The following is a 22,010-nucleotide window of genomic DNA, read 5'->3' as shown; positions in this document are numbered from 1 at the left end:
TCGGGTCGATAAGTCCATGAAGAATCATCCCTATGTCTCCGAGGACCACGAGGGCAAGCCGTGGTTCGAATGGTGCGTCGCCGTGGCGGTGATCGCCTCCGGCGTGATCGCGGTCCTCGGATACACGATGGCCGCCACGGTGCTGATCTCCGTGACGGCCATCGGTACGGGGCTGCTGCGCCTGATCATGCGCGAACGCAGCCCATGGAAGGTGAGGTCAGTGGCGTTCGACACCACCATCGGCATCTGCCTTGGCGTCGGACTGCTGGTCCTCTACTTCTCCGGCTACTTCCTGTGACGCCTCGGATGCTCCGGCCGTCTCGAACGGTTCCTGGGCGTTGCCATCGGAGGCATCGGCCGTCGGCTCCTTCCCGGAGTCGGCGGCCTCGTCGTATCCGCCGATCTGCGCGGGGTCATCGCCCGCGGCCTTCGGCGTGTGCACCATCTGCATGACGATCATCGCCAGCGCGACCAGTGCCGCTGCGAGGATCGGGCACACCCAGAACACCCACAGCTGGCTCAGCGGCTCCACCGACAGACCCTGGTTTTGCGAGGCCACGGCGATGCCGGTGGCACGGGCGGGATTGAGCGCAGCACCGGTGATCGGGAAGGCCACGGCGGTGGCGAACGTGTAGGCGACGGCCGTCGCGAGCGCATAGCGGCACTTGCCGTAGTTCGCCATCGCGACGCCCACGACCACCACGCCGGCCACGACCTCGACCGCGATCGCCTGCGTGATGGAGACGTTCAGACCGTACTGGTTGAGCGTCGTGTAGGCGACGGAACCCTTGTCGAAGCCGTTGACCGCGGTGGTCAGCCACTGCGAGATCGTCACCGTGCTCGAGGTGGGCAGCAGGAACCTGACCAGCAGACCGGCAAGCACGGCGCCGAGCGTCTGGAAGACGATGTACAGGACGCCGTCCACGAGCTTCGTCCTACCGGTGAGCATGGCCGCCACCGTCACCGCCGGGTTGAAGTGGCCGCCGGAGACCCAGCCGAGCGCGTACACCGCGGCGGCGTAGGCCAGACCGGTGCCGATCGCGATATAGGCGAGATTGGCGGAGAAGACCACCGTGCCGAACGTGCTGAACACGTAGACGGCGAAGCAGATGAGGAAGGTGCCGGCCAGCTCGGCCCCCACCCGAAGCGGCCACGGCTGTTCCTTCGTAACGTTGTCCTGTGATGTCATATCAATCCTTCGATCATTGCGATACTTCGTTCCGCTCCGGGCACACCCCGCGGAACGCTGCCAGTCTAGCAGTGCCGCGCGTCGTCGGGCCGGTTTGGACCGGAGGTCACGATACACTATCGGATTTGGAAATACACCTAAGGCCACGTTGGGAGAACGATGCCAAACGCATATTCCCGCGCCAGAAAGGCGCATGAAGACAATCAGGAAGGCGTTCGCCTTCAGAAGCTGCTCGCTCAGGCCGGATTCGGTTCCCGCCGCAAGTGTGAGCTCATGATCACCGAAGGCCGAGTCGAAGTGGACGGGGAGCTCGTCACCGAACTCGGCACCCGCGTCGATCCCACGCACCAGCAGGTCCGCGTCGACGGATCCCGCGTGCGCATCAACAACAACCACATCACGCTTGCGCTCAACAAGCCGAAGAGGGTCCTGTCCGCCATGGAGGATCCGAAGGGCCGCTACACGCTGCGCGACATTGTCGGCGACAAGTACGAGCGCATCTTCCACATGGGCCGTCTGGACTACGATTCGGAAGGCCTCATCCTCATGACGAACGACGGCGAGCTGAGCCAGCACGTCATGCACCCCAAGTACGAGGTCGAGAAGACCTACGTCGCCACCCTCGAGGGCAAGATCTCCGGCACCGTGTGCCGCCGTCTGGTCACCACCGGCGTGCAGCTGGACGACGGATGGATCAAGCTCGACCACTGCGCGATCATCGATTCGAGCCGTGACGCCACGATCGTCAAGGTCGTGCTGCACTCCGGCAAGAACCGCATCGTGCGCCGCATCTTCGGTTCGATCGGTTTCCCGGTCAAGCGTCTGGTGCGCACCCAGATCGGCCCGATCAAGCTCGGCGAGCTCAAGTCCGGTTCCTACCGCGTGCTGAGCCAGGCCGAGGTCCGTTCCCTGGCCAAGGAGGTCGGCCTGTGATCCGCGTCGCCATCGACGGGCCCGCCGGCGTCGGCAAATCCTCGACGTCGAAGGCGCTGGCCAAGTACTACGGCTTCGCCTACCTCGACACGGGCGCGATGTACCGCGCCTGCGCGTGGTGGTGCCTGAAGCAGGGCATCGATCTCGATGTCGACGAGCCCGACGAGCGAGTCGTCACCGAGACGGTCGGCGAGTTCTTCACCGGCGACCACTTCGACATCTCCGTCGATCCGGATCATCCGTCCGTGAGCGCCGACGGCGAGGACATCTCCGAGGCGATCCGCTCCTCCGAGGTCTCCACGCACGTCTCCAAGGTGTCGGGCATCATCCCGGTGCGCAACGTGCTCATCGCCGCCCAGCGCGCCTACATCGCCCGCGAGGAGTCCAAGGACTCCTTCTCCGGCGGTCTCGGCATCGTCGCGGAGGGTCGTGACATCACCACGGTCGTCGCCCCCGATGCGGAGGTGCGCGTACTGCTGACCGCTCGCGAGGAGGTCCGTCAGGCCCGCCGCACCGGCCAGTCCGTGAAGGGCGCCGGCGTGGGCGTGGAGGACGTCGCCGCCCGCGACCGCCTCGACGCGAAGACCACGAGCTTCCTGACCGCCGCGGACGGCGTCACCACCATCGACAACTCGGACATGACGTTCGAGCAGACCCTCGACGTGCTCGTCAGGCTCGTCGACGACGCCATCGAGGAGCAGGAGTACGAGCAGTACGCCGCCAACCTCGAGGACTACGATCTGGACGAGGGCGACGAGGCGCTCATCGAGCACAATGGCGTCGTTCCCGCGTCGGACGGCCAGTCCGGTCCGAAGCAGGTCGGCGTGCTCGCCATCGTCGGACGCCCGAACGTGGGCAAGTCGTCGCTGGTCAACCGCATCCTCGGCAAGCGCGTCGCCGTCGTCGAGGACACGCCGGGCGTCACCCGCGACCGCGTCAGCTACGACGCCGAATGGGCCGGCACCGACTTCAAGCTCGTCGACACCGGCGGCTGGGAGGTCGACGTCGAGGGCATCGATTCGGCCATCGCCTCGCAGGCCGAGGTCGCCGTGCATCTCGCCGACGCCGTCGTGCTCGTCGTCGACGGGCAGGTCGGCCTGACCGACACGGACGAGCGCATCGTCAGGATGCTGCGCGCCTCCGGCAAGCCGGTCACGCTCGCCGTCAACAAGATCGACGACCGTGAAAGCGAATACCTGACCGCCGAATTCTGGAAGCTCGGTCTGGGCGAGCCCCACTCGATCTCCGCCATGCACGGCAGGGGAGTGGGCGATCTGCTCGACGAGGCGCTCGACAGCTTGAGGAAGGCGCAGAAGACTTCCGGTTTCCTCACGCCGTACGGCCTGCGCCGCGTGGCGCTGGTGGGACGTCCGAACGTGGGCAAGTCGTCGCTGCTCAACCAGCTCGCGCACGAGGAGCGTTCCGTCGTCAACGATCTGGCGGGCACCACGCGCGATCCGGTCGACGAGGTCATCGACATCGACGGCGAGGACTGGCTGTTCATCGACACGGCCGGCATCAAGCGCCGCCAGCACAAGCTGCAGGGCGCCGAATACTATTCGTCGCTGCGCACGCAGGCCGCCATCGAACGCTCCGAGCTCGCGCTCGTCCTGTTCGACGCGTCCGTGCCGATCTCCGATCAGGATCTGAAGGTCATGAGCTCCGCCGTGGACGCGGGACGCGCCATCGTCCTCGTGTTCAACAAGTGGGATGCGATGGACGAGTTCGACAAGCAGCGTTTGGAGCGTCTGTGGGCCACCGAGTTCGACCGCGTCACCTGGGCGCAGCGCGTGAACCTGTCCGCCAAGACCGGCTGGCACACCAACCGTCTGGCCAAGGCGATGCGCGAGGCGCTCGAGTCATGGGACAAGCGCATTCCGACCGGCAAGCTCAACGCGTTCCTCGGCCAGTTGCAGTCCGCCCATCCGCACCCGCTGCGCGGCGGCAAGCAGCCGCGAATCCTGTTCGCCACGCAGGCCTCGACGCGCCCGCCGCGCTTCGTGATCTTCGCCACCGGCTTCCTCGAGCACGGCTACCGCCGCTACATCGAACGTTCGCTGCGCGAGGAGTTCGGCTTCGAGGGCACGCCGATCCAGATCTCGGTGAACATCCGCGAGAAGAAGAAGCGCAAGTAGCAAATAGCGGTCTGGTTGCCGCCTGGTTGCAGAGTAGGTGGCAATCAGGCGGTAATCGACAGCTGCATTGACAGCGGCAATCGACGATCGAGCAGAGTGACCATCCGCCAGCTTGCCGCCTGTGGGGATAACGGGGCTGTTCGTGGATCCATCTTGGATCATGAACAGCCCCGTTCGCATTTGTTTGCATTTCAGCGCGACATATTCCCGAAATCAGGTCGCAGTTCGTGAGATTGTTGCGCTGACTTGGACCCAGAGCAACAATCTCACGGGCAATGGGTTCATTTCGGGAATCTGTTGCGCCTAGAGGCGATCGATGACTGTCGGTGGCGTCGCTGGCGTCGGTCGGGGCTGGTGGCGTCGGTTGGTTGATTCGGCGGAGGCCTGGAATCCGGCGAAACACGCCGAGTTGCGTTCCTGAAAGTTTCTGGTAAATTAATCGACTGTTGCAAAACGCAGCATCGGACCATAGCGCAGTTTGGTAGCGCACTTGACTGGGGGTCAAGGGGTCGCGGGTTCAAATCCCGCTGGTCCGACCAGAAAGCCCGGAATTCCAACGATTCCGGGCTTTTTTGTTATCGTCTGAACTCCCTCTTTCGGGCCTTCCAGACATGATTCAGACACGATTTTCAGACACGACCAGACACGACGCCCCCGCAACACGCCTCAAATCAAGCCATTTTCGAGCGTTCGTCCGGCGACTTCCCCGACTGTTCCGCGGCGACTTTTCACAATTCCTCCATACGACGTCTGGACGCTTCCCACTCACGTCGCCGTACCGAGTAGATGTCCTGGTTGTAGTAGGCCGCTTCCTTCTCGACCCGTCTGCGGGCCTCATCGTCCTTGCCCCACCAGCGGATGAACTGCCCCGGCCTCACCCGGTTCTGTCCCTCATCCTGAGCCATGCGGCGCAGCGCTTTCGGATCGAACACCTGCTTGGTGCGGAAATTCGTCAACCGGTCACGCGCGATATACGCCGCGACGAGACGCCACTGCCTGCGGGCCTTGCCTATGACATACAGCACGCCGCCATGCTCAAATGGACTCGAAGACCAATAGTCTGCTACGTACACCTTCGTGCCGGGGCTGAAGATCTTCGTGCCGTGTTCGATGTGGTGATCCTGACCGACCACGTGCTCGTCCACGACGTTCGCGACCAAGCACCATGAGAACAGCTTGCCTCGCTGCCGCTGCTTCGCTTCCTCCATATCCAACATGGTACGGCCCCGCTCTCCCATCGTGGAGGGCGGGGCCGTTTTGTCGTTGTCATCTTGCCCGATCGCGCAGCAACGGCACGATGTCGCGCAGGGTGACGTGGCCGTGCTCGTCGGATGCGAGGCGTTTCCGGTGGATCCATGTGCGTATGGTCGCGGCGGGCAGTCGTATGCCGGCCTTCGCGCATTCGCCGCTCATCTGCTTGGGTGGGCCTTTTGGGCCTTCCGTCCGGCGCAGGCCACGCGCCGGGGCGTGCTTCAGGGAAAAGCCTCGTGTGCCCGATGCGAGATGCCGCCGTCGTCGCGTGGGCGGACGGTCATACGGCCGGCCATGCCCGCCGCATTCGGCGTACCGGTCCACGTCCCTCGCATACGGGTGGGTCGGGACGACGATCTCACGGCCGGCGCGATCCCGTTCGATGCGGGGCGTGCCGATCACGGCGTTGGCGGGCAGATGCGGCATGCGCTTGAGCGCGCCGGCTGAGACATGGTGGGCGCAGGCGTCCCCCCTGTTCTTCGGTTCGATTTCTTGGCGGAAACAAACCTGACGGGCGAACGCCTCTTCCATACCCGCATACGCAAACCCCCGACGACGCCGAACCCCGCCCACTCACCGCACAAACCGGCGAAGCCTTCAATACAAGGGCTTTTATTGCCGAAAACGTCGGCATCCCGACGATTCCAAGCCGTTTCGTCGATCCGGCCGCCTTCCGTTGCGACACGGTTCGATCGCCTGCGGGGGATTCAGCGCAGCCAAGGCCGATTCCGGCGTTGAGTCCCCCGGACCCGGGGGATTCAACGCGATTCCCCGCGCTTTTCGCGCTGAGTCCCGCAACGACCCCCATCCACACCGGCACCGGATCGGAGGCGCCCGGCAGCGCCATCTCAAAACGGCGGAATTCCAACGATCCGCAATCCACGACCGACGGGTAGCCGCGGGGTGGGTGTCTGAGTTGCGGGATTCAACGATGAAATCACCCGTAATCGCGTTGAGTCCCGCGAATCCGGGGGATTCAGCGCGGCCGCTCCGGTTTCCCGCGCTGAATCCCCCGGGAACTCCCACGCACCGTCGCGGGAACCCAACACCGCGGTCTGATGATGCGATAGTGTTGTGGACGCCTTTCTACGAGCCCGGTTACAAGAAAACGGAGCGCGGGTGGAGGCCTCCGGACAAACGTTTCGAAGGCATAGACGACAAGATCGAGCAAATGCTGATGACGATCTTGCGCAGGGAAGGAATGGATGACGACATTGCTCAGACCATGGAATACATCAATGCCGGTGAGTGGGATATCGGCATCAGTCTGGGATTCGAGGCGTTGCTGGGCGAACGCATCAAACTGGATGAGGAGTCGTTGGATTTATTCGGCGAATTCGCCCGCTGGTATGCAGACGATGGGTATTTGGAGGATGACTTCCTAGAGGAGTATGAGAGGTTCAAGAGGCTGTAGGAGAGATGACACCGCTATTGCAAATCGCGAAGAGGAATATCGCGTTATCGATAGTCACCTCGCCAGACCTGCTGGTAACCGCATTTAGAATGCGGGTGGATTCGATTCGTTGTTACTCAGTCTTTCACTGCAACTCTGTTGAGCCGTGGTTTGCCATGGTGTCTGTGGCTCGGACACGATTCAGACACGATGGCCCCCGAGAACAGCGAAATCACCGGCAATCGACGAATCCCGACAAAAGTCCGGAAACGGCGTCAAATCAAAGAAAACGAAGGTAACGAAGCTTAGTCGAACCAACGAAACAACCTCTCCAACTAACAATAGAGTGTTTATTCAACTGGAGATATCGTAATATCCAGTTTTTCGACATCCAGTAGTTTCTTTATTTCTTCTGCCGACATACCATCAATTCGTCCTAATTTTGTATAAGACCATGAATTTGAACCGTAGAACAACACGATTGAATTTCTATTATATAAAACAATATCTCCTGCTGCTGTTGTCATTTTCGTATCATCACTGGTGATGCTTTTCGGCAAACTACCCACCTGTTCAAATCCGCCATAGCGTTCTGTATGGATTGTAATTGCTTCATTTCCCAACAGGGAGTGTAATTCTTCCACAGAGCTGTTTTCCTCCCATGCTACAGGAATGGACGTGTTATTGACGGACAAGCTGATCATACGATCATTCTCCTCGGAATTCGACTGCGTTTCAGGTGTGATTGATTGTGTCCTCTGCTTTGAAGTTTCTGAGATCACTTGTTCCGATGATGTTCCAGATGTGGGGGCTGCACAAGCGCAACCAGTAACTAGTACTAAACAAGTTAATGTAATTGCTGAAATCAGTCGTCTTTTCTTCATAAGTTGCCTCTTAAGATGTGAATAATCTCGTCGTGTTCCGATTAGCTATATCTGCCTACCATAGCAATTGTAATATCAGTCTTCCACAATGGTTTGTTATATGCGCGGGGCGGGCCGTGCGCCTGCGGTTAGACTGATGGACGGCAGCTTCCTCCCGTCTCCGCTACGCCGCCGGCGATGCCTGTCCGATGCCTGTCCAGAGTGGACTGCTATGTTATGGCCGGTTCGGCTGATTCGGAGTGAGATCGCAAGGAGGAGATGGGTATGGCGTTGACGTGGCTGATGCTGTTCGGGGCTATTTTCTGCGAGGTGATGGCCACGCTGTCGCTGCGCGCCTCGGAGGGGTTCAGCAAGCTCGTATGGGCGGTGCCGGTGGTGGTGGGATACGGCGTCTGCTTCTTCCTGCTGGCGATGGTGCTGGACCGTGGGATGCCCACCGCGCTGGCGTATGGCGTGTGGTCGTGCGTCGGCATCATCGCCACCGCGATCATCGCGCATTTCGCCTTCAGCGATCCGTTGAACTGGCGCATGTGGCTGGGTATGGCGATCATGATCGTCGGCATCGTCGTGTTGCAGTGGGGCAGCCACACGGCCGTTCGCTGACAAGATGGGCTGAGCCGTGTGCTGCGTACGATGTAAGTCACTGAAGACATCACAAGGCGGGCAAGGCCTTGCCGGAAAGGATGATTCGAGATGATCGTTGACCAGCGCATAGATGACGGCACGCCGTTCGACTGGGGGAGGGCGTCGGCCGATTACGCGAAATACCGTGACATCTACCCGCCGGAGTTCTACCGGATGATCCTCGACCGCGGCCTGTGCCGGGACGGTCAGCATGTGCTCGATCTGGGCACCGGCACCGGCGTGCTGCCGCGCAACATGGTCCGGTATGGTGCCACGTGGGTCGGTACCGACATCTCGGCAGAGCAGATCGAGCAGGCGCGTCGGCTGTCCGCAGGCATGGATGGCATCGAATACCGGGTGTCGTCGGCGGAGGATCTCGATGTTCCGGACGCCTCGTTTGATGTGGTCACCGCATGCCAGTGCTTCTGGTATTTCGACCATGAGGTCGTATGCGACAGGCTGCATCATCTGCTCAAGCCCGGCGGTCGGTTCCTGATTCTCGTCATGGAGTGGCTGCCGTTCGAGGATGAGGTCGCCGGTGCGAGCGAGCGTCTCGTCCTCAAGTACAGCCCGCATTGGAGCGGCGCGGGGGAGCGGATGCATCCGATCGACGTTCCGGCCTGCTATGCCGCCTCCGGTTTCGAACTCGTCCATCATGAGGAGCGCAGGCTGAAGGTGCCGTTCACCAGGGAGAGCTGGAACGGGCGGATGAAGGCGTGCCGTGGCATCGGCGCGTCACTTGATCCGGAGCATGTCGCCGCATGGGAGCGTGAGCATATGGCCATGCTCGAACGCATCGCCCCGGAACGGTTCGACGTGCTGCACTACGCCGCCATGGCCGAGCTGAAGCGAATCTGAGGCTGGAATACGAGTCGTCACCATCGTGCCGGCCATACGGTCGTCCGCGGTGCGGGTGTGGCTCTTATAGTTCGATGTTCTGTGCGAGGATTTCGACGGCGTCGTCGCGGTGTTCGATCCACCATGCGGCGTCGTCGCGGTGCAGGATCTGACGGCGGAGCACAGCGAACGCGTCCTGTTCGCCGATGCGGGCGTGGCGGGCGAGCGCGTCGACGCGGTTGAGGGCGCGGCGGCGGATCGGCTCGGCCTGGTCGCACTGCCGCTGCGTACCCCACAGGTCGCAGAAGCCCAGCAGTTTGTTGTCCCAACGGTTCACGTGTCCGGTGCAGGAGTCGCACATGGACTGTCTGGCCTTGCGCAGGCGCTGCTCGACGACCACGTAGGGGCCGTCGGCGCTGATGCGCTCGCGGTGGCCGCAGGTGTGGGTGATGATCCTCCAGAACATGATGCGCCTCGAATCCCGACCACTAGAGTCGAACAAATATTCGAATACTTGTATCGAACACATGTTCTATCTAGGGGTGGACTTCGACTGTGAGCACAACGCAATGTGAGCGCAGTGATCACGGAAAAATGCAGAAAACGGTGAAACCGGCAGCAAACGATGAGTGCCGCATAATAGACACATGCCGCGATTCGGTCTTCCACAACGGTTTGTTGTATGTGCGGGGCGGGCTTTGTGCCTGCGGTTAGACTGGGGGCATCGGGCGCGCGGCGAGGCGCGCAAACCATCATCCGGTCTCGGGAGGTACATCATGTCGGTCGGTCAGGTCATCAAATGCATACGCGAGGAGCGGGGTCTCACCCAGTCACGGTTCGCACACGAACTGTACGTCACCCAGCAGGCGCTCTCCCGGTGGGAGCAGGGCACAGCCGAGCCGAGCATCGACATGATACGGCTCATCAGTATCCGCTTCGACGTTCCGATGGCGCGGCTCATGGAAATGCCTGCCAACGGATTCTGCCAGAGCTGCGCCATGCCGTTCCGTGGTTCGGAGGATCGCGGCACCGAAGCGGATGGCGCCCGCAATGGCGACTACTGCAGGTACTGCTATGACAACGGCGGATTCCTGCAGGACTACGTCGACAGCGACGAGCTGATCGCCGAGTGTGCGCCGATGATGGCCGAATCCTGCCATATCGACGTCGAACAGGCCGAGGACTATATGTCAGCACTACTGCCCACGCTCAAACGGTGGCGGCATGAAGCGTAGTTCTTCTCGCTCGCGAAGGTCCTGGATCGACATACCGGCATGTTGCTCGCCCGATTTCGGGTTTGTCCATCGCATCGCCCCGGAACGGTTCGACGTATTGCACTATGTCGCCATGACCGAGTTGCAGCGAATCTAATTAGTCTTGGTTCATGATGGTCAGCACGGTTCGGCGGATCATGCTCAGCGGGTGGTCGGGGAAGCGCGCGTCCCATGCGACGTCCTCGGACAGGTTGCGCAGCGCGCCGCGCGTGACCGTCGGATCGTACGGGTCGGCGGCCCAGCCGTTGCCATCCTTGTCGATGAGATGATGCCTCTTCGCATGGTCGCGGACGTATTTTTCGCGTACGCCGGTCATGCCCGCCTCTTCGGCGGCTACCGTGAGCTCCAGGATCGTGCCGTCGAAACGCACGTCCATGACCAGTCGATAGCCAAGAGGCCGGTCGGGCGCCGCGGTCTTCACGATGCTCCAGATCGCGTCGTGCCCGGCATGGGTGGCACCCAATCCGACCTCGACGAGACCCTGCACGTCGGACAGGCCGGCATTCACGTCGTCGACGACCTGCCTGCCATTCCCGAACGGCATGGCCTCCGATGCGTCGATCGGACGGGCCTCGAGGACGGCGACTCCCTGACCGGTCTGGGCGGAGTAGGTCGAAAGCCGCAGCGGTCCATCCACGGGAGAGTCGACCGGCATGAACATGTCGGGAATGTCAATCCGCAGGCCTGCGACCTCGATGGCGATCATATGACGCATGTGGTTCCTTTCGAAAGATGTCATCTCACCAGTATGCGGCATTATGCGTCGCGAGGCTCGTTCCCGCTCGTGCGTTCATCCATGTAGTCGCGTAGCACGGCTGCATGATTGACGTCAGGGTCCTTGGCCGCGTACAGGAGGGTGACTTTCCCATGTGTCAGGATGATGCGTTGCAGCTCGTCCACCGTCTCCCCGTTGGCATCCAGTTCGGCGCGATAGCGGTTTGCGAAATCCGTGAACCGCGCCGGATCGTGGCCGAACCATTTGCGCAGGTCGGTCGAGGGTGCGATGCCCTTCATCCACAGATCAAGTGCGGCCCGTTCCTTCGTCATGCCGCGCGGCCACAGTCGGTCCACGAGGATTCGGTATCCGTCCTGCGCGTCCGGCCCGTCGTAGATGCGTTTGATGCTGATGCTCACGTCTTCATATTCGTTTCGTGACGGAGGATTGTCAATAACGTCTGGAATGGGTCGTTCTGCGCGTAATCGTTACATGGGGGAGAGAACCCTGCCGGTCAACGGGATATCTTCAATGATCGCGCTGACCGGTATGGCATATTGGTGGCCGTGAGGGAAGCGGCTGCAATTCAGGACGACATGTACCTATTCCATGTCAGTGCGACTTTTGTTGCTGTCCTTTCCGCTGCGGATCGAATCGATGACGGCTTCGATCTCCGTTGGATTTAACAGTCCGAGTTGTCTGGTGGACATTTCCAGCAGCACATCTCGGCCGACGTCTGCGATGGCATTGGAGGCTCCAGAGGCCTCGTCATGCTGCATGGAGTCCATGACAGCCCACATTACATCCGGGTTTTCGCCTACGGATCGGTCAAACAGCTGCAGTAGGCGGTTCTCGATTGCGAATACCCATTTCGTGTATGCGTAAGGGTCATCGGTTTCCTTGCTCAGCATATGATCGAGCGACCCATCGTAGGTGAGTTCAGTGGCCCACCATAGGCGTGCGATGCCATGGCGAATCAATCGTCCTCGGGCGGGGGTGAACGGCAGCACCCAGCGCTGCTTCGCTCTGTTCTTCCAGTTGCGCACGCCGTCCAGAGGCCAGCGGTCGAGCATATACTGGCGGCAGGTGTTGAACGCCATATAGGTCCACAGTCCCGGCAGTGCCGCGTTGACCCGATCGATCTGGCCCACGGCCTCGAAGAGGATCGCGGCGTTGTCCGAGTCCGAACGGTTTGCATCCAAGGGCTTTTCGAGTTCGATCGAATCTCTCTGGAGAAGACAATCGGGATCAGTGGACAACTTCTCGACTTGGGCAAGGAAGTCGGAGGGATTGTCGGCGCTGTCCAGTTTGGTCAGAATCAAGGTGATGGCGTCGCGCTTGAACTGCTTGTCACATGTCAGGTCACTCATGCCTGTGCCTCCTCGTTTTCCTGCTGGGCGGCCACGTCAGCCGCATATCCGTCGATGGGATTGGCAAGTAGCCGTTGTGCAACGGTGAGTGGGCGGTCATCGTCGCTTAGCCCGTTCGCGCTCATAAGCCGTTTGATGGTTTTGCACCATTGGCGTTCCGAGATATCCTCCTCGTCTCCTTGTGCCTCGTTCAGACGGATGAAAGCAATGGCGTCGATGAGCACCGGAAGGACAAGGGCCGAGAGCTTGAGATTCGCGGAGTCAATCAGCTGCATCTGGTTGAACAGGACCTTGGGAAGAGTGATGATGATCTGTTCGTCTTCGATATAGCTGACGGAGACTCCCTTCGTGCGCTTATCATCCTTGACGATCTTGAAGATCGAATTAAGGGGCGGATTCTGCGGGTCGTAAAGCTTGGCCGGGTCGAACGTGAAGTCCGTGGGGACGCTCAACAGGTCGCCGGTGCGCACGTCAAACGTCTCGTCGCCATAATCGTCGTGCTGACGAGACCAGCGAAAATCGGGGATAGGACGGGTCGCCACAGCGAAAACGCTCACGGTGACGGGGCCGAGTACGGAACGCTGGTCGATGGATGACAGGTAGGTTGTGCCGTCCTCGTGTGCAGTGTCCGGATTTAGATCTAGATAACCGGTGGAGATCGTCGACGAGCATTTCCACTTTGCCATGATCCGTGCCGCCCCCTCGGAGATGAGGCGCTTGAGATCGGGGTCATCATTGAATACGCGGAAGCGTATGGTGACATCCTCGGTGCCTGATGCGAAGGTGAAGTTGCCGACGCGCCATTCGGAAGCGACATCCCGCTCGTCACCTTGCCCATTACCGAGAACCGGAATCGGGAATGAAACCATGCTCATGTCACTTCACCCCCAGCTGGAGTCGGATGCCGCCTTTGATGTGCACCCGCAGACGCGTGGGACGTTTGCCTGTTACTTTCACGTTTGAGATGCTTCCTTCCTTGACGGCGAGCTCGCGTGAGTCCGCGCCGCTGATGTCGGCGGCCTTTTCAATGGGCGGCACATACTTGCCGAACGTGCCATCGAGCGCGGCCGTGAGCTGGAGTGATCCCTTTTCGGTTTCGCCTGTCCTCGACCGAAGTATGAGAATATAGTCGCCGCTCTTGGCGTCGTACCAGTAACGCATGGACAGGTTGTTCCCATCGATGACGGAGTTGCCATTGCCGGCTTTCCCCGAAGCGGGTATACCCGCAACGTGTTTGCCGCGTTTGGCCTCTCCGCCACGCTGCCGACCCGTGGAGACCGGAGCGCCGTTCTCGTCGGTTACCGCGGGTTTCGTCAGAGTGATGCTGACGGATTTGCCGCCGGTGTTGGAAATCGGTTCAGGTAAGGTCTCCCGACCCTGCAGAGAAGCGGATTCGCGCTCGCTGCCCGGTCCGTTGGAGGCGCGGACTCCGTGCTTGTCGGGGTTGCCGTCGATCTGCAGCTCCGACGGAAGAAGCGTGTTGAGTCCCTTGATGATGATCTCGTCACCAAGTTCGCGTCGGACTCTCTTGCGCAACTCCTCCAGAATGAATCCTTTGATTGAACGTAGGGCAGCTTTGCCGTTATCCTCGTCTCGAACGGCCTGCCAATCATCGTGTCGTACGGGTTCCATGCCTCTGAGGATCCGGTTGCCCTGCGGCGACGAGCATTCAAGCACGGCCGCATACTTCGCGGTGATGGATGTGTTGGTATATGCGCGTACCTTCATCAGGGGCTTGCGCATGACGATCGTATTGAGCTTGCGGGGGAGCGCATCGTCGATGTTGATATACAACTTCATTTCGCCGAGCCGTTTGTCCGTCTTGATGACGGGAGTCTGGATGAGCGCATTGTGGAATGCCTGCATGACGGTCCGCTGTTCCGAGTCCGGTATTGAATCGATGACTCGCTTGAGGTTATCCGCGTTGAGTTTCCATCCACGTCCCTTGTCGGTTATGCCCTCGACCACGAGATGCCCTCGCATGATGGCCGCCATGAAGTTGTCGATCATTGCGTCCCTGATCTGTTCGAGCTTCGGATCATCGGAAGCCGCCGAGTACCCGACGATGTACACGTCGGTCCCCGATTCGGTACGCCGGGGGAATGGGCCAAGCGGCATGGGATCGCGTAAATAGTGATAATCCCTCGTATCGGAGAGCATTGTATAGGTGCCCATGGGACCCAAAAGCTGTCGTGGATCATTTGATCCCGGAACCTGATGGGTTGTCAACTGCGTGCAGCCGGCGAACACGGTTTTGTCGGAGTGTAAGGGTCGTGTGGTCCAGAACTCGGTGCGTACGAGAGACGACAAGATGCCGACCGACTTGCCGATGCCGAACGATCCGCCCGCATCGGTTTTGCCAACGCTCACGCCGGAGCCTCGCGTCAGTGCCGTGAGTACGGATCCACTGTCCGTGATCGACTCACTACCTGACAGTCCCTTCGTGCCGTAGTCGCCTACGCGCAGCACATCAATGTATTCGGCACTGAGTGTTTTAACGGCCTTCTGCAGTCTCGGGCTGTCGGGATACCGATCATGCGCAGCGCATATGTGAAGTCGAAGATTATCCACGTCGGGGATGTCCGCCACTTTCATGCGACGGAGTTCAAAGACCATGGTCACTGGCCATGCGCCCTCTTTGGCGATGGCGTCCAACGAGTTCTGCCCCAGCTCGCGCGCAAGGGCCTGTGCCGCGGTGTCGTCGCTGAAGATCTCCTCGCCGGAGTTCGATGGACCCTGTTCCTCGTTCCCATTCGGTTTAAACAGGAAACCGTATTCGATATCGTTCATGACAGTTTCACCTTTCCCTCGGAAGGCATGTCCTCGTCGAACATGGCCCTGGCCTTGGATAGTTCGTCCTCGATCGGATCGAACAGTTGCCGTACCTGTTCGGGGGTGTATGCGTAGTTCTTTCTGTTGGACAGATTGCTCAGAATCTGGATCTCCCGAATCAACCGGTTCCCGCGACTTTCCGCAAGTCGTCGAAACCTCTCGTTCTTTGTTTCCGCCATACTTGAATACTACATTTCAGATATATATCCGTCAAGTAGCCGATTTTTAGCATTTGCTATGTTCGGTAAATGTGCGGAAAAGGTGAAAAGGGAGTTTTGTCTATCAGAATGAGTTACATTTTTCCCTTATGGGTGAAGTAATCAAAGCAGAGGTGAACGAGCCGAGTGAAGCGGACGAGCTGATCTCCAAGCTGAGGGAGGGGATGACCCGACGCCAGTTAGCCGAGTCGCTTGGCCTGTCCACGTCGACCGTGGAGCGGTGGGAGACCGGCAAGGCGAAATGCAAGCAGGTGTACGTTCCCGCTCTGAAGGAGCTGTACTACGGTACCACGCACGAGACCGGTACCGATTTCCGCACTATCGATCTGTTTGCGGGCATCGGCGGTATTCGACGCGGCTTTGCGTCTGCCGGTGGACATGCGGTGTTCTCCTCGGAATGGAACGAGTTCTCCGCCCGTACCTATCGGACGAACTACGGGTTCGCGGAGACCGTGGCCGGTGACATCACGCAGGTGGACGCCAATGACATCCCGGACTGCGACGTGGTACTCGCCGGGTTCCCGTGTCAGCCATTTAGCCTTGCAGGCGTTTCGAAGAAGCGCAGTCTCGGCCGTGAGACCGGATTCCGCGACAAGACACAGGGCACGTTGTTCTTCGATGTGGCGCGCATCATCGCCGCTAAAAGGCCAGCCGCATTCCTGCTGGAGAATGTGAAGAACCTTACCAGTCACGACCATGGTCGCACGTTCAAGGTCATCCTCGATGCCCTGCAAAACGAACTGGGCTATGAAGTGCACTGGAAGGTCATTGATGGTCAGCATTTTGTGCCCCAGCATCGGGAGCGTATCTACATCGTCGGATTCCGATCCAAGACCGACTTCACATGGGATGACCTGAAGTTCCCCGACCGTCAGCCCGTGCTTGCCGACATTCTTCATAAGACCGATGGTACTGAGCCGAAGCTTCCATGGGATGGGGACAAGTACTTCGACTTCGACCACAACAAGGTGCAGGACAAGTACACACTCACCCCTCGTCTGTGGCAGTACCTTCAGGACTACAGGAAGAAGCACGAGGCGCTGGGACATGGCTTCGGCTACGGACTGGTCACTCCGGATATGGTGTCACGCACCCTGTCTGCCCGCTATCATAAGGACGGATCGGAGATCCTTGTCGCTCAAGGCGACGAACGTCCCCGCAGACTCACGCCGCGTGAATGCGCTCGTCTCATGGGCTATCCGGATGATTTCCGCATTCCGGTGTCGGATACCCAGGCATATCGTCAATTCGGCAATTCGGTGGTTGTGCCCGCCATTGCCGAAGTGGCTCGTATCATGCGTCCGCACATCCTCAAGGTCATGGCCGAAGGTGATCAAGGCGTTATGCTGGATGATTCCGCGTCTGCGGATGAGATTCAGAAGGCGCGTCAGATCGCCATTGACGGGGCAGGAACCGACTGATTCCTGACGGCATGTCGGTGTCGTTCCGACCGTTGTCTTCTAGATGTGGGTATCGTGGCTGCATGTGCGATACCCACGTCAATGAAGCCCGTCAATGGTATGACGAAGCTGACATCGATCGAGTCCATGATCTGCTCACCAACGCCGGCGCCAGCAGTATCTGGGTCAAGTGTTTGAAGAGGAACCACAACAGCAAGCAGCAGATCTGGCTGGCGAACGACCCTTCCGATCTGTCGTTTCTGCCGCTGGGAGAGCCCTCATATACCCCGGCGAAGTCACAGAAGAAGAAGGCGGGCAACCCCGTCATCCAGATTCCCGTGGCGTGGCAGTGGGTTACTCCTAGCGGGCAGTTTGACGCTCCCAATGCGAAGCTCTGCTACTACCCGCAATATCCGGAAGTGCGTTTCTCCGGATTCCTGCAGGGTTGTAAGGAGCCTCCATCCGAATTGCTCAACGAGGCAAAACGCGGTCATGAGGAAAACCGTTGTCTATTCCTTGGTCCGGTGAAAAACAACGCAGGTGAAATTGTTCGCGTAGTGGGACTGGTGGTCGGCGCGGACTCTCCGGCGGCTCAGTACGTGCTGGGCATGGAGACCTTCGAAACCGGTCATTTATGCCCAATCGTCTACCAGACCACGAAACAGCGTGATGAGTTCTCCGTCCTCGAGCATGCTTTGGCAAATATCGTTGGACGAAAGATCGTCCCATGGCGTCTCAACAACGACGGTGCTGTCGTCAAGCCGTATATCGCGCCCAACGCCCCCGGCCTCACCTTGGAAGCGGAGCTTGGCGTGGGCGAAAACGCCATCCCCGGACCGGACTTCGATATCTGGGAACTTAAAGTCGTTAAGCAGAAGTCCTTGGAACGCCGTTACAACCACAAGGTCACGCTCTTCACTCCACAGCCGGATTTACCCGAAACGGGCCGCTTGTCTACAGCGGAATTCGTGCTCAAGTATGGGCACGTGCATACGAAGGACGATGACGGCAATCCGACCAGCTGCTACTTCACTTCCGGCGATATCCAACGTGAAGGTGAGGATAGGTCCGGAGCGAAGCTCGAATTGGTTTTAGAGGGATTCACCGATGCGAAGCATTTCGATCCCAATGGCATGATCGCTCTCTACGAGAAAGGCACGAAGAACCTCGCAGCCGGATGGTCCTACCTCAAGTTGCTCGGTCATTGGCAGCGCAAGCACAACCGCGCAGCGTACGTGCCATATCTGCGTGAGGACAAAGGCGGCGACACGTCGGTAGAGTTTGGTCCGCTCATCACTCTCGGCATCTCCACCAGTTTCGGCCTGTTCCTGCAGGCGTTTAAGGATGGCAAGGCCGTCTATGATCCCGGCGACAAGGCGACTCTCGTTGACGGCAAGTGGACGCCGCATGCCAGAAGCCAGTTCCGCATTAACCTCAACGACATCGCCGCCATCTACCAGGAAGTGCGCGAAGTCGATATGAGAGATCCAGAATCCTACTGACAGATTTAAATATATTTGGTGGTGCTATAGTGAGAGAGCAATTTGCATATCGTATTTTTAAAACAGAAGTTTTTCGTGGTCGTGGGAGAAATGCTCTATCATCAGAGGAATTATTGGAGAATAACTCCTTGTTCAATTACTTTCAAATAATGCTAAAGAGGCTCAAAGGGGAAATAGTTCATGATAATCCTTCTGCTATATTAAAGGCAGAGCATTTTAATGATAGTGCGCCAGAACTAGGTGATCCTTGTTTTTTGCTCAGTGATTATGTGGTGAAAAATAGAGTAATAGAGGCACTAATTTCGAAAGGGAAATATGGCGATCTGGACCTTTTGATTAATGCAGATGGGAGTCAAGAGCCTTTAAAGGATAAAGCGGCGCTGAGGCATTACCATGTCCGTATGGCATTTCCAGAGACTGATAATATAATCTATCTTGTTGCCGAAATACGAGGCAGATCGCAAGCTGCTACGGATTTATTGGCGCAAATATCCTATCTTCATCATAAAAGTGTAAGCAAAGTAAATGATAATGGAATTCCATTTGACTATGGTGCATGGTATCAGTTCCGTCCAGTTCCCATTGTAGATGGTCAAAAGTTTTCAGATACCATGGCAACAGCGGAGATCACCTCTCTTGCGTTAATGCGATGGTCTTTGGATGATACAGGTGGTAGAAAATCCAAAAAGATATCAGTAAAACTTTCTTCGTTAGATCTAAAAGGTAAACAAAGTGTACTGTCTATTCTCAATCAGTGGGCCAAGAATGTCAATGGAGGAGATTCTAATTTGCGAAAAGATAGTGCACATAGCGTGGCCTCCATATTTCCTCCCGGAATACTGAATCCTGCGGCAGAATGGGACAATGCAAGCATTACGATGAAGGAATACGGGAAGTCCGTAACTGTCTCTATTGATAAGCTTGATAAGTTGTTTATTTATCATACACCTGAATTAGATGATATTTCATTTCTTTGGGATGAAGCAGATAAAAGACTTCAGATTATTTCAGAGGCAGACGGGATAAATATTCCGCATATCGATCTATTGTAAATCTAGGAGGCCGTTTTTGAACCCTTTAAATATATATTTTGCGCAATTCAAAGCAATGCGTAAGTATTCATCCAACGAGGAGAATCCGAAGGGGATTTCTATCTTATCTGTAGTGCTTACTTATTTCATACCTATTGCATGTGGTGTAGTATCTGCGATGCTAAATTATCATTTAGCATCTGCCGACTCTTTGTTGTCAATGCTAGGAATTCTGGCTGGTGCATTAATTGCGGCTTTTGCTCAGCTTGCGTCATGGAGAGAAAAGTTTTCTGAACATTGGACAAAGGATCGGGCCCACAAGCCAGAGCGCTGGTTGTTGGATGCAGCTATTGCTCATTTATTGGCTGGGGCTTATAGTTCTGTTGTAGCTTCTTTATTGGTGATTGTCAGTCTTATCGTTAATTTGCCAACATATTTTCCAGCGATAACTCATAGTATTTGTTCTGCTTTAATAATTGTATTAGGTATTCATGTCGTCGTTAGTTTGCTTACTTCTCTTCCTAAAATGTATGCTGCGTATGTGCAACTCAATCATGTAAGTCAACTATTAAACGGACAAGAATACTTTTAGTAAAAACTGATTTATCGACACTTCTTTATGACTATTTTGCTGTTTTCGAAATAAATAGTCAAATCTATGGCGCCTTATTGTTCCATTTTTGGTTGTTAACGTATTTTTGCTATTTTGATAGCATTGATGCTTAATGCTTGTTAAGAAACAAGATTGACAAATGATAATTGATTATATTATTTATTGAGGTGTATATGGCCGCTGTAGGTTGGTATGTGCGCGTTTTTGTCTGCCTTTTTTGCAATAGGAGAATGCGTTTGGCGGTAGGGTTGAGTAGAAACATGCTATTGCGCGTTTCAGTGATTGCGAAAAGCCAGTATTTCCAACCGTTTTAAATCATGCCATCCACCGTGTGCGGTGGTGTCTTCAGCAGGGATGTGCCAAGTGGTTTGCCTGACCGCGCAAACAATGGAATGGGCTATGCAAGCGTGACGACGGATTGTGCATGAACGACTCCGATGCCTCCTCCGCAGTGGTTGCTGGTCCGAAGCAAGGTTATCAGCCGACTCCCGGCGACGGCATACTCCGACTCATGTGTCATTATCGGGAATTCCGGTCTTGACCATCCGATAGTTAACGAACGATACGCTTCCGATCGAGGGATGCCTGACCTGCATGACGCGGAAGCCGTGATGCTCGAAGAACGGCCGTGCGGTGATGCTCGCGTGCACACTCAAGCTCGTCATGCCGTGTTCGGCGGCATGACGTTCGACTTCGGCCAGTAGCGTCAATGCCGCACCTTGCCGCGCATGGTCGGGATCCACGTACAGCATGTTGATGTATCCGTTTGCGTCGACGTCGATGAACCCCGCGAGCGTGCCGTCGTCGGCCTCCGGAACCACCACCCATGTATCGACGGCCAGACGTCTCAGATCCCATTGCCGTACATCTTCCGTATGCCCGGCCCATGCCCGTACCTGCTCAGGGGCGTAGTCGTGCGCAGCCAGAGCGAGGACCGACCGGCGGAACACGGCAAGCGTCGATGCGGCGTCGATCGAACTATACCTGCGGATAAGGAAACGCATATGGTCACTGTACGTCGGTCGTCGAGCCGATGTCACACGGTCTGCTAGGTTCGTGAGTGGCTTCGCGACGCACGTACACGGCAGCGCGCTGCGGAGCCGATCATACGCAGCACGAGATGGACGGCGATGGCAACAACGAAAACAGAGAAATACGCTCGAGGCACCCGTTCGTACACGATGTCGCACATCCGCGGCAAGGACACGTCCATCGAGACCATGGTGCGTAGTTATCTGTTCCGCCGCGGGCTGCGGTTCCGCAAGAACGACAGACGCTACCCGGGGCACCCTGACGTGGTGCTGCCCAAATACCATACGATCGTGTTCGTCAACGGCTGCTTCTGGCACATGCACGAAGGCTGCCCGAAATGCTCGATCCCGAAGTCGAACGTCGAGTTCTGGACCGCGAAGCTGCTGCGCAACCGCGAACGGGACCTCGCCCAGCACGTCGAACTCGAACGGGCCGGATGGCGTGTCATCACCGTGTGGGAGTGCGAGTTGGCGAAGACGTCGCGTCAGGCGCGTCTTTCGCTGCTATACGACCAGATCACCGCAGCCCTGACCGTCTCCTCCGATGACGCCGACAGCACCGATGACGCCGACGTGGCCGATACTGCCGACACGCCCCAATGAGAACGCTCCCATCGGCGAAGTTCACGAATCCTTTACCCCCGTCATTCCCCCTTTGCACGCAAACCGCCGTTTTGCCACTAGACTGGACACCAGTTTTCAAAACGCGTCAGTCGCGTCGCGCGCCTGCCGCGGACAGCAGACAGAGGAGGAACAAGAGTGTCCGACGTGTTCGACC

At 57.9% G+C, this 22,010-nt stretch carries 23 protein-coding genes and 1 tRNA gene; 13 read left to right on the top strand and 11 right to left on the bottom strand.

Annotation, left to right across the window (positions count from 1 at the left end):
- The first annotated feature begins 16 nt into the window (after positions 1-16).
- Complete coding sequence (locus BCAL_RS12830; protein WP_081887396.1) at positions 17-298, top strand: DUF3017 domain-containing protein; 282 nt, start codon at positions 17-19, stop codon at positions 296-298.
- On the opposite strand, the gene BCAL_RS08860 is transcribed toward BCAL_RS12830, so the two are convergent.
- Positions 218-1,189 (bottom strand): aquaporin, encoded by a 972-nt coding sequence (locus BCAL_RS08860; protein ID WP_043164230.1) that lies wholly within the window; start codon positions 1,187-1,189, stop codon positions 218-220. The genes BCAL_RS12830 and BCAL_RS08860 overlap by 81 nt on opposite strands.
- 159 nt (positions 1,190-1,348) lie before the next feature.
- Between BCAL_RS08860 and BCAL_RS08855 the strand changes: the two genes are divergently transcribed.
- The 3 genes from BCAL_RS08855 (at position 1,349) to BCAL_RS08845 (ending at position 4,796) form a co-directional block, all read left to right on the top strand.
- Entirely contained in the window at positions 1,349-2,122 is a 774-nt protein-coding gene (locus BCAL_RS08855) for a pseudouridine synthase (RefSeq protein WP_043164228.1), read from the top strand.
- The gene (gene der / locus BCAL_RS08850) at positions 2,119-4,257 is read left to right on the top strand and encodes a bifunctional cytidylate kinase/GTPase Der (RefSeq protein WP_043164226.1); all 2,139 of its coding nucleotides are present in this window, start codon (positions 2,119-2,121) and stop codon (positions 4,255-4,257) included. The genes BCAL_RS08855 and der overlap by 4 nt, the downstream gene beginning before the upstream one ends.
- Before the next feature lie 462 nt (positions 4,258-4,719).
- Positions 4,720-4,796: transfer RNA gene (locus BCAL_RS08845), tRNA-Pro, on the top strand.
- Positions 4,797-4,985: 189 nt separating this feature from the next.
- On the opposite strand, the gene BCAL_RS08840 is transcribed toward BCAL_RS08845, so the two are convergent.
- Together BCAL_RS08840 and BCAL_RS13285 are read right to left on the bottom strand one after the other, a co-directional pair.
- Positions 4,986-5,465, bottom strand: a complete 480-nt coding sequence (locus tag BCAL_RS08840) for a hypothetical protein (protein WP_152600293.1) — start codon at positions 5,463-5,465, stop codon at positions 4,986-4,988.
- 58 nt (positions 5,466-5,523) lie between these two features.
- On the bottom strand, positions 5,524-6,039 hold the full coding sequence (locus BCAL_RS13285; RefSeq protein WP_152600292.1) for a hypothetical protein: 516 nt from the start codon (positions 6,037-6,039) through the stop codon (positions 5,524-5,526).
- A 640-nt stretch (positions 6,040-6,679) separates the two neighbouring features.
- On the opposite strand from BCAL_RS13285, the gene BCAL_RS08830 reads away from it, so the two are divergent.
- On the top strand, positions 6,680-6,922 hold the full coding sequence (locus tag BCAL_RS08830; RefSeq protein ID WP_152600291.1) for a hypothetical protein: 243 nt from the start codon (positions 6,680-6,682) through the stop codon (positions 6,920-6,922).
- A gap of 329 nt (positions 6,923-7,251) precedes the next feature.
- Here BCAL_RS08830 and BCAL_RS13280 read toward each other — a convergent pair whose 3' ends face one another.
- A complete protein-coding gene (locus tag BCAL_RS13280; RefSeq protein ID WP_152600290.1) occupies positions 7,252-7,785 on the bottom strand; it encodes a cyclophilin-like fold protein in 534 nt (177 codons plus the stop codon).
- A 264-nt stretch (positions 7,786-8,049) separates the two neighbouring features.
- Here BCAL_RS13280 and BCAL_RS08825 point away from each other — a divergent pair, with 264 nt between their 5' ends.
- Together BCAL_RS08825 and BCAL_RS08820 are read left to right on the top strand one after the other, a co-directional pair.
- The gene (locus tag BCAL_RS08825) at positions 8,050-8,388 is read left to right on the top strand and encodes a DMT family transporter (protein ID WP_043164220.1); all 339 of its coding nucleotides are present in this window, start codon (positions 8,050-8,052) and stop codon (positions 8,386-8,388) included.
- A 90-nt stretch (positions 8,389-8,478) separates the two neighbouring features.
- Positions 8,479-9,267 carry a class I SAM-dependent methyltransferase gene (locus tag BCAL_RS08820; RefSeq protein ID WP_043164218.1) on the top strand — a complete coding sequence of 263 codons (789 nt, stop codon included), beginning with the start codon at positions 8,479-8,481 and terminating at the stop codon, positions 9,265-9,267.
- A gap of 64 nt (positions 9,268-9,331) precedes the next feature.
- Here BCAL_RS08820 and BCAL_RS08815 read toward each other — a convergent pair whose 3' ends face one another.
- Positions 9,332-9,712 carry a hypothetical protein gene (locus BCAL_RS08815; protein ID WP_043164216.1) on the bottom strand — a complete coding sequence of 127 codons (381 nt, stop codon included), beginning with the start codon at positions 9,710-9,712 and terminating at the stop codon, positions 9,332-9,334.
- A gap of 310 nt (positions 9,713-10,022) precedes the next feature.
- Here BCAL_RS08815 and BCAL_RS08810 point away from each other — a divergent pair, with 310 nt between their 5' ends.
- Positions 10,023-10,481: a zinc ribbon domain-containing protein gene (locus tag BCAL_RS08810; protein ID WP_043164214.1), complete on the top strand. Its 459-nt coding sequence runs from the start codon at positions 10,023-10,025 to the stop codon at positions 10,479-10,481.
- 136 nt (positions 10,482-10,617) lie between these two features.
- Here BCAL_RS08810 and BCAL_RS08805 read toward each other — a convergent pair whose 3' ends face one another.
- The 5 genes from BCAL_RS08805 to BCAL_RS08785 all read right to left on the bottom strand — a co-directional run bounded on the left by BCAL_RS08805 (position 10,618) and on the right by BCAL_RS08785 (position 15,395).
- Positions 10,618-11,235, bottom strand: a complete 618-nt coding sequence (locus tag BCAL_RS08805; RefSeq protein WP_043260077.1) for a hypothetical protein — start codon at positions 11,233-11,235, stop codon at positions 10,618-10,620.
- Positions 11,236-11,276: 41 nt separating this feature from the next.
- Positions 11,277-11,654, bottom strand: a complete 378-nt coding sequence (locus BCAL_RS08800) for a DUF488 domain-containing protein (RefSeq protein WP_043164210.1) — start codon at positions 11,652-11,654, stop codon at positions 11,277-11,279.
- A 183-nt stretch (positions 11,655-11,837) separates the two neighbouring features.
- Entirely contained in the window at positions 11,838-12,605 is a 768-nt protein-coding gene (locus BCAL_RS08795; RefSeq protein ID WP_043164208.1) for a DUF6339 family protein, read from the bottom strand.
- A complete protein-coding gene (locus BCAL_RS08790) occupies positions 12,602-13,480 on the bottom strand; it encodes a hypothetical protein (protein WP_043164207.1) in 879 nt (292 codons plus the stop codon). The genes BCAL_RS08795 and BCAL_RS08790 overlap by 4 nt, the downstream gene beginning before the upstream one ends.
- Position 13,481: 1 nt before the next feature.
- Positions 13,482-15,395: a hypothetical protein gene (locus BCAL_RS08785; protein ID WP_043164206.1), complete on the bottom strand. Its 1,914-nt coding sequence runs from the start codon at positions 15,393-15,395 to the stop codon at positions 13,482-13,484.
- A 349-nt stretch (positions 15,396-15,744) separates the two neighbouring features.
- On the opposite strand from BCAL_RS08785, the gene dcm reads away from it, so the two are divergent.
- The 4 genes from dcm (at position 15,745) to BCAL_RS13270 (ending at position 20,180) form a co-directional block, all read left to right on the top strand.
- Positions 15,745-17,076: a DNA (cytosine-5-)-methyltransferase gene (dcm, locus tag BCAL_RS08775; RefSeq protein WP_052118981.1), complete on the top strand. Its 1,332-nt coding sequence runs from the start codon at positions 15,745-15,747 to the stop codon at positions 17,074-17,076.
- Between the two features lie 62 nt (positions 17,077-17,138).
- The gene (locus BCAL_RS08770; protein ID WP_043164204.1) at positions 17,139-18,557 is read left to right on the top strand and encodes an MvaI/BcnI family restriction endonuclease; all 1,419 of its coding nucleotides are present in this window, start codon (positions 17,139-17,141) and stop codon (positions 18,555-18,557) included.
- A 29-nt stretch (positions 18,558-18,586) separates the two neighbouring features.
- Positions 18,587-19,609 carry a hypothetical protein gene (locus BCAL_RS13275; RefSeq protein WP_152600289.1) on the top strand — a complete coding sequence of 341 codons (1,023 nt, stop codon included), beginning with the start codon at positions 18,587-18,589 and terminating at the stop codon, positions 19,607-19,609.
- Positions 19,610-19,664: 55 nt separating this feature from the next.
- Positions 19,665-20,180: a hypothetical protein gene (locus BCAL_RS13270; protein ID WP_152600288.1), complete on the top strand. Its 516-nt coding sequence runs from the start codon at positions 19,665-19,667 to the stop codon at positions 20,178-20,180.
- Between the two features lie 530 nt (positions 20,181-20,710).
- On the opposite strand, the gene BCAL_RS12825 is transcribed toward BCAL_RS13270, so the two are convergent.
- Positions 20,711-21,205, bottom strand: coding sequence for a GNAT family N-acetyltransferase (locus BCAL_RS12825; RefSeq protein WP_043164203.1), 495 nt, complete (start codon positions 21,203-21,205; stop codon positions 20,711-20,713).
- 126 nt (positions 21,206-21,331) lie between these two features.
- Between BCAL_RS12825 and BCAL_RS08760 the strand changes: the two genes are divergently transcribed.
- On the top strand, positions 21,332-21,835 hold the full coding sequence (locus BCAL_RS08760) for a very short patch repair endonuclease (protein WP_081887395.1): 504 nt from the start codon (positions 21,332-21,334) through the stop codon (positions 21,833-21,835).
- The last annotated feature ends 175 nt before the right edge of the window (positions 21,836-22,010 follow it).

Origin of the sequence: Bifidobacterium callitrichos DSM 23973, assembly GCF_000741175.1 — a bacterium.
GTDB lineage: Bacteria > Actinomycetota > Actinomycetes > Actinomycetales > Bifidobacteriaceae > Bifidobacterium > Bifidobacterium callitrichos.
This window is presented reverse-complemented; position numbering and strand designations above follow the sequence as displayed.

Excerpts from the sequence above, each read along its gene's own strand:
- BCAL_RS12830 (WP_081887396.1), top strand. The coding sequence starts at position 17 with ATGAAGAATCATCCCTATGTCTCCGAGGACCACGAGGGCAAGCCGTGG.
- BCAL_RS08790 (WP_043164207.1), bottom strand. The coding sequence starts at position 13,480 with ATGAGCATGGTTTCATTCCCGATTCCGGTTCTCGGTAATGGGCAAGGT.
- BCAL_RS08815 (WP_043164216.1), bottom strand. The coding sequence starts at position 9,712 with ATGTTCTGGAGGATCATCACCCACACCTGCGGCCACCGCGAGCGCATC.
- BCAL_RS13270 (WP_152600288.1), top strand. The coding sequence starts at position 19,665 with ATGCGTAAGTATTCATCCAACGAGGAGAATCCGAAGGGGATTTCTATC.
- BCAL_RS08810 (WP_043164214.1), top strand. The coding sequence starts at position 10,023 with ATGTCGGTCGGTCAGGTCATCAAATGCATACGCGAGGAGCGGGGTCTC.
- BCAL_RS13280 (WP_152600290.1), bottom strand. The coding sequence starts at position 7,785 with ATGAAGAAAAGACGACTGATTTCAGCAATTACATTAACTTGTTTAGTA.
- BCAL_RS08820 (WP_043164218.1), top strand. The coding sequence starts at position 8,479 with ATGATCGTTGACCAGCGCATAGATGACGGCACGCCGTTCGACTGGGGG.
- BCAL_RS08825 (WP_043164220.1), top strand. The coding sequence starts at position 8,050 with ATGGCGTTGACGTGGCTGATGCTGTTCGGGGCTATTTTCTGCGAGGTG.
- BCAL_RS08795 (WP_043164208.1), bottom strand. The coding sequence starts at position 12,605 with ATGAGTGACCTGACATGTGACAAGCAGTTCAAGCGCGACGCCATCACC.
- BCAL_RS08855 (WP_043164228.1), top strand. The coding sequence starts at position 1,349 with ATGCCAAACGCATATTCCCGCGCCAGAAAGGCGCATGAAGACAATCAG.
- BCAL_RS08860 (WP_043164230.1), bottom strand. The coding sequence starts at position 1,189 with ATGACATCACAGGACAACGTTACGAAGGAACAGCCGTGGCCGCTTCGG.
- BCAL_RS08805 (WP_043260077.1), bottom strand. The coding sequence starts at position 11,235 with ATGCGTCATATGATCGCCATCGAGGTCGCAGGCCTGCGGATTGACATT.
- BCAL_RS08785 (WP_043164206.1), bottom strand. The coding sequence starts at position 15,395 with ATGAACGATATCGAATACGGTTTCCTGTTTAAACCGAATGGGAACGAG.
- BCAL_RS08830 (WP_152600291.1), top strand. The coding sequence starts at position 6,680 with ATGCTGATGACGATCTTGCGCAGGGAAGGAATGGATGACGACATTGCT.
- BCAL_RS12825 (WP_043164203.1), bottom strand. The coding sequence starts at position 21,205 with ATGCGTTTCCTTATCCGCAGGTATAGTTCGATCGACGCCGCATCGACG.
- dcm (WP_052118981.1), top strand. The coding sequence starts at position 15,745 with ATGGGTGAAGTAATCAAAGCAGAGGTGAACGAGCCGAGTGAAGCGGAC.
- BCAL_RS08760 (WP_081887395.1), top strand. The coding sequence starts at position 21,332 with ATGGCAACAACGAAAACAGAGAAATACGCTCGAGGCACCCGTTCGTAC.
- BCAL_RS13285 (WP_152600292.1), bottom strand. The coding sequence starts at position 6,039 with ATGGAAGAGGCGTTCGCCCGTCAGGTTTGTTTCCGCCAAGAAATCGAA.
- BCAL_RS08770 (WP_043164204.1), top strand. The coding sequence starts at position 17,139 with ATGTGCGATACCCACGTCAATGAAGCCCGTCAATGGTATGACGAAGCT.
- BCAL_RS08840 (WP_152600293.1), bottom strand. The coding sequence starts at position 5,465 with ATGGAGGAAGCGAAGCAGCGGCAGCGAGGCAAGCTGTTCTCATGGTGC.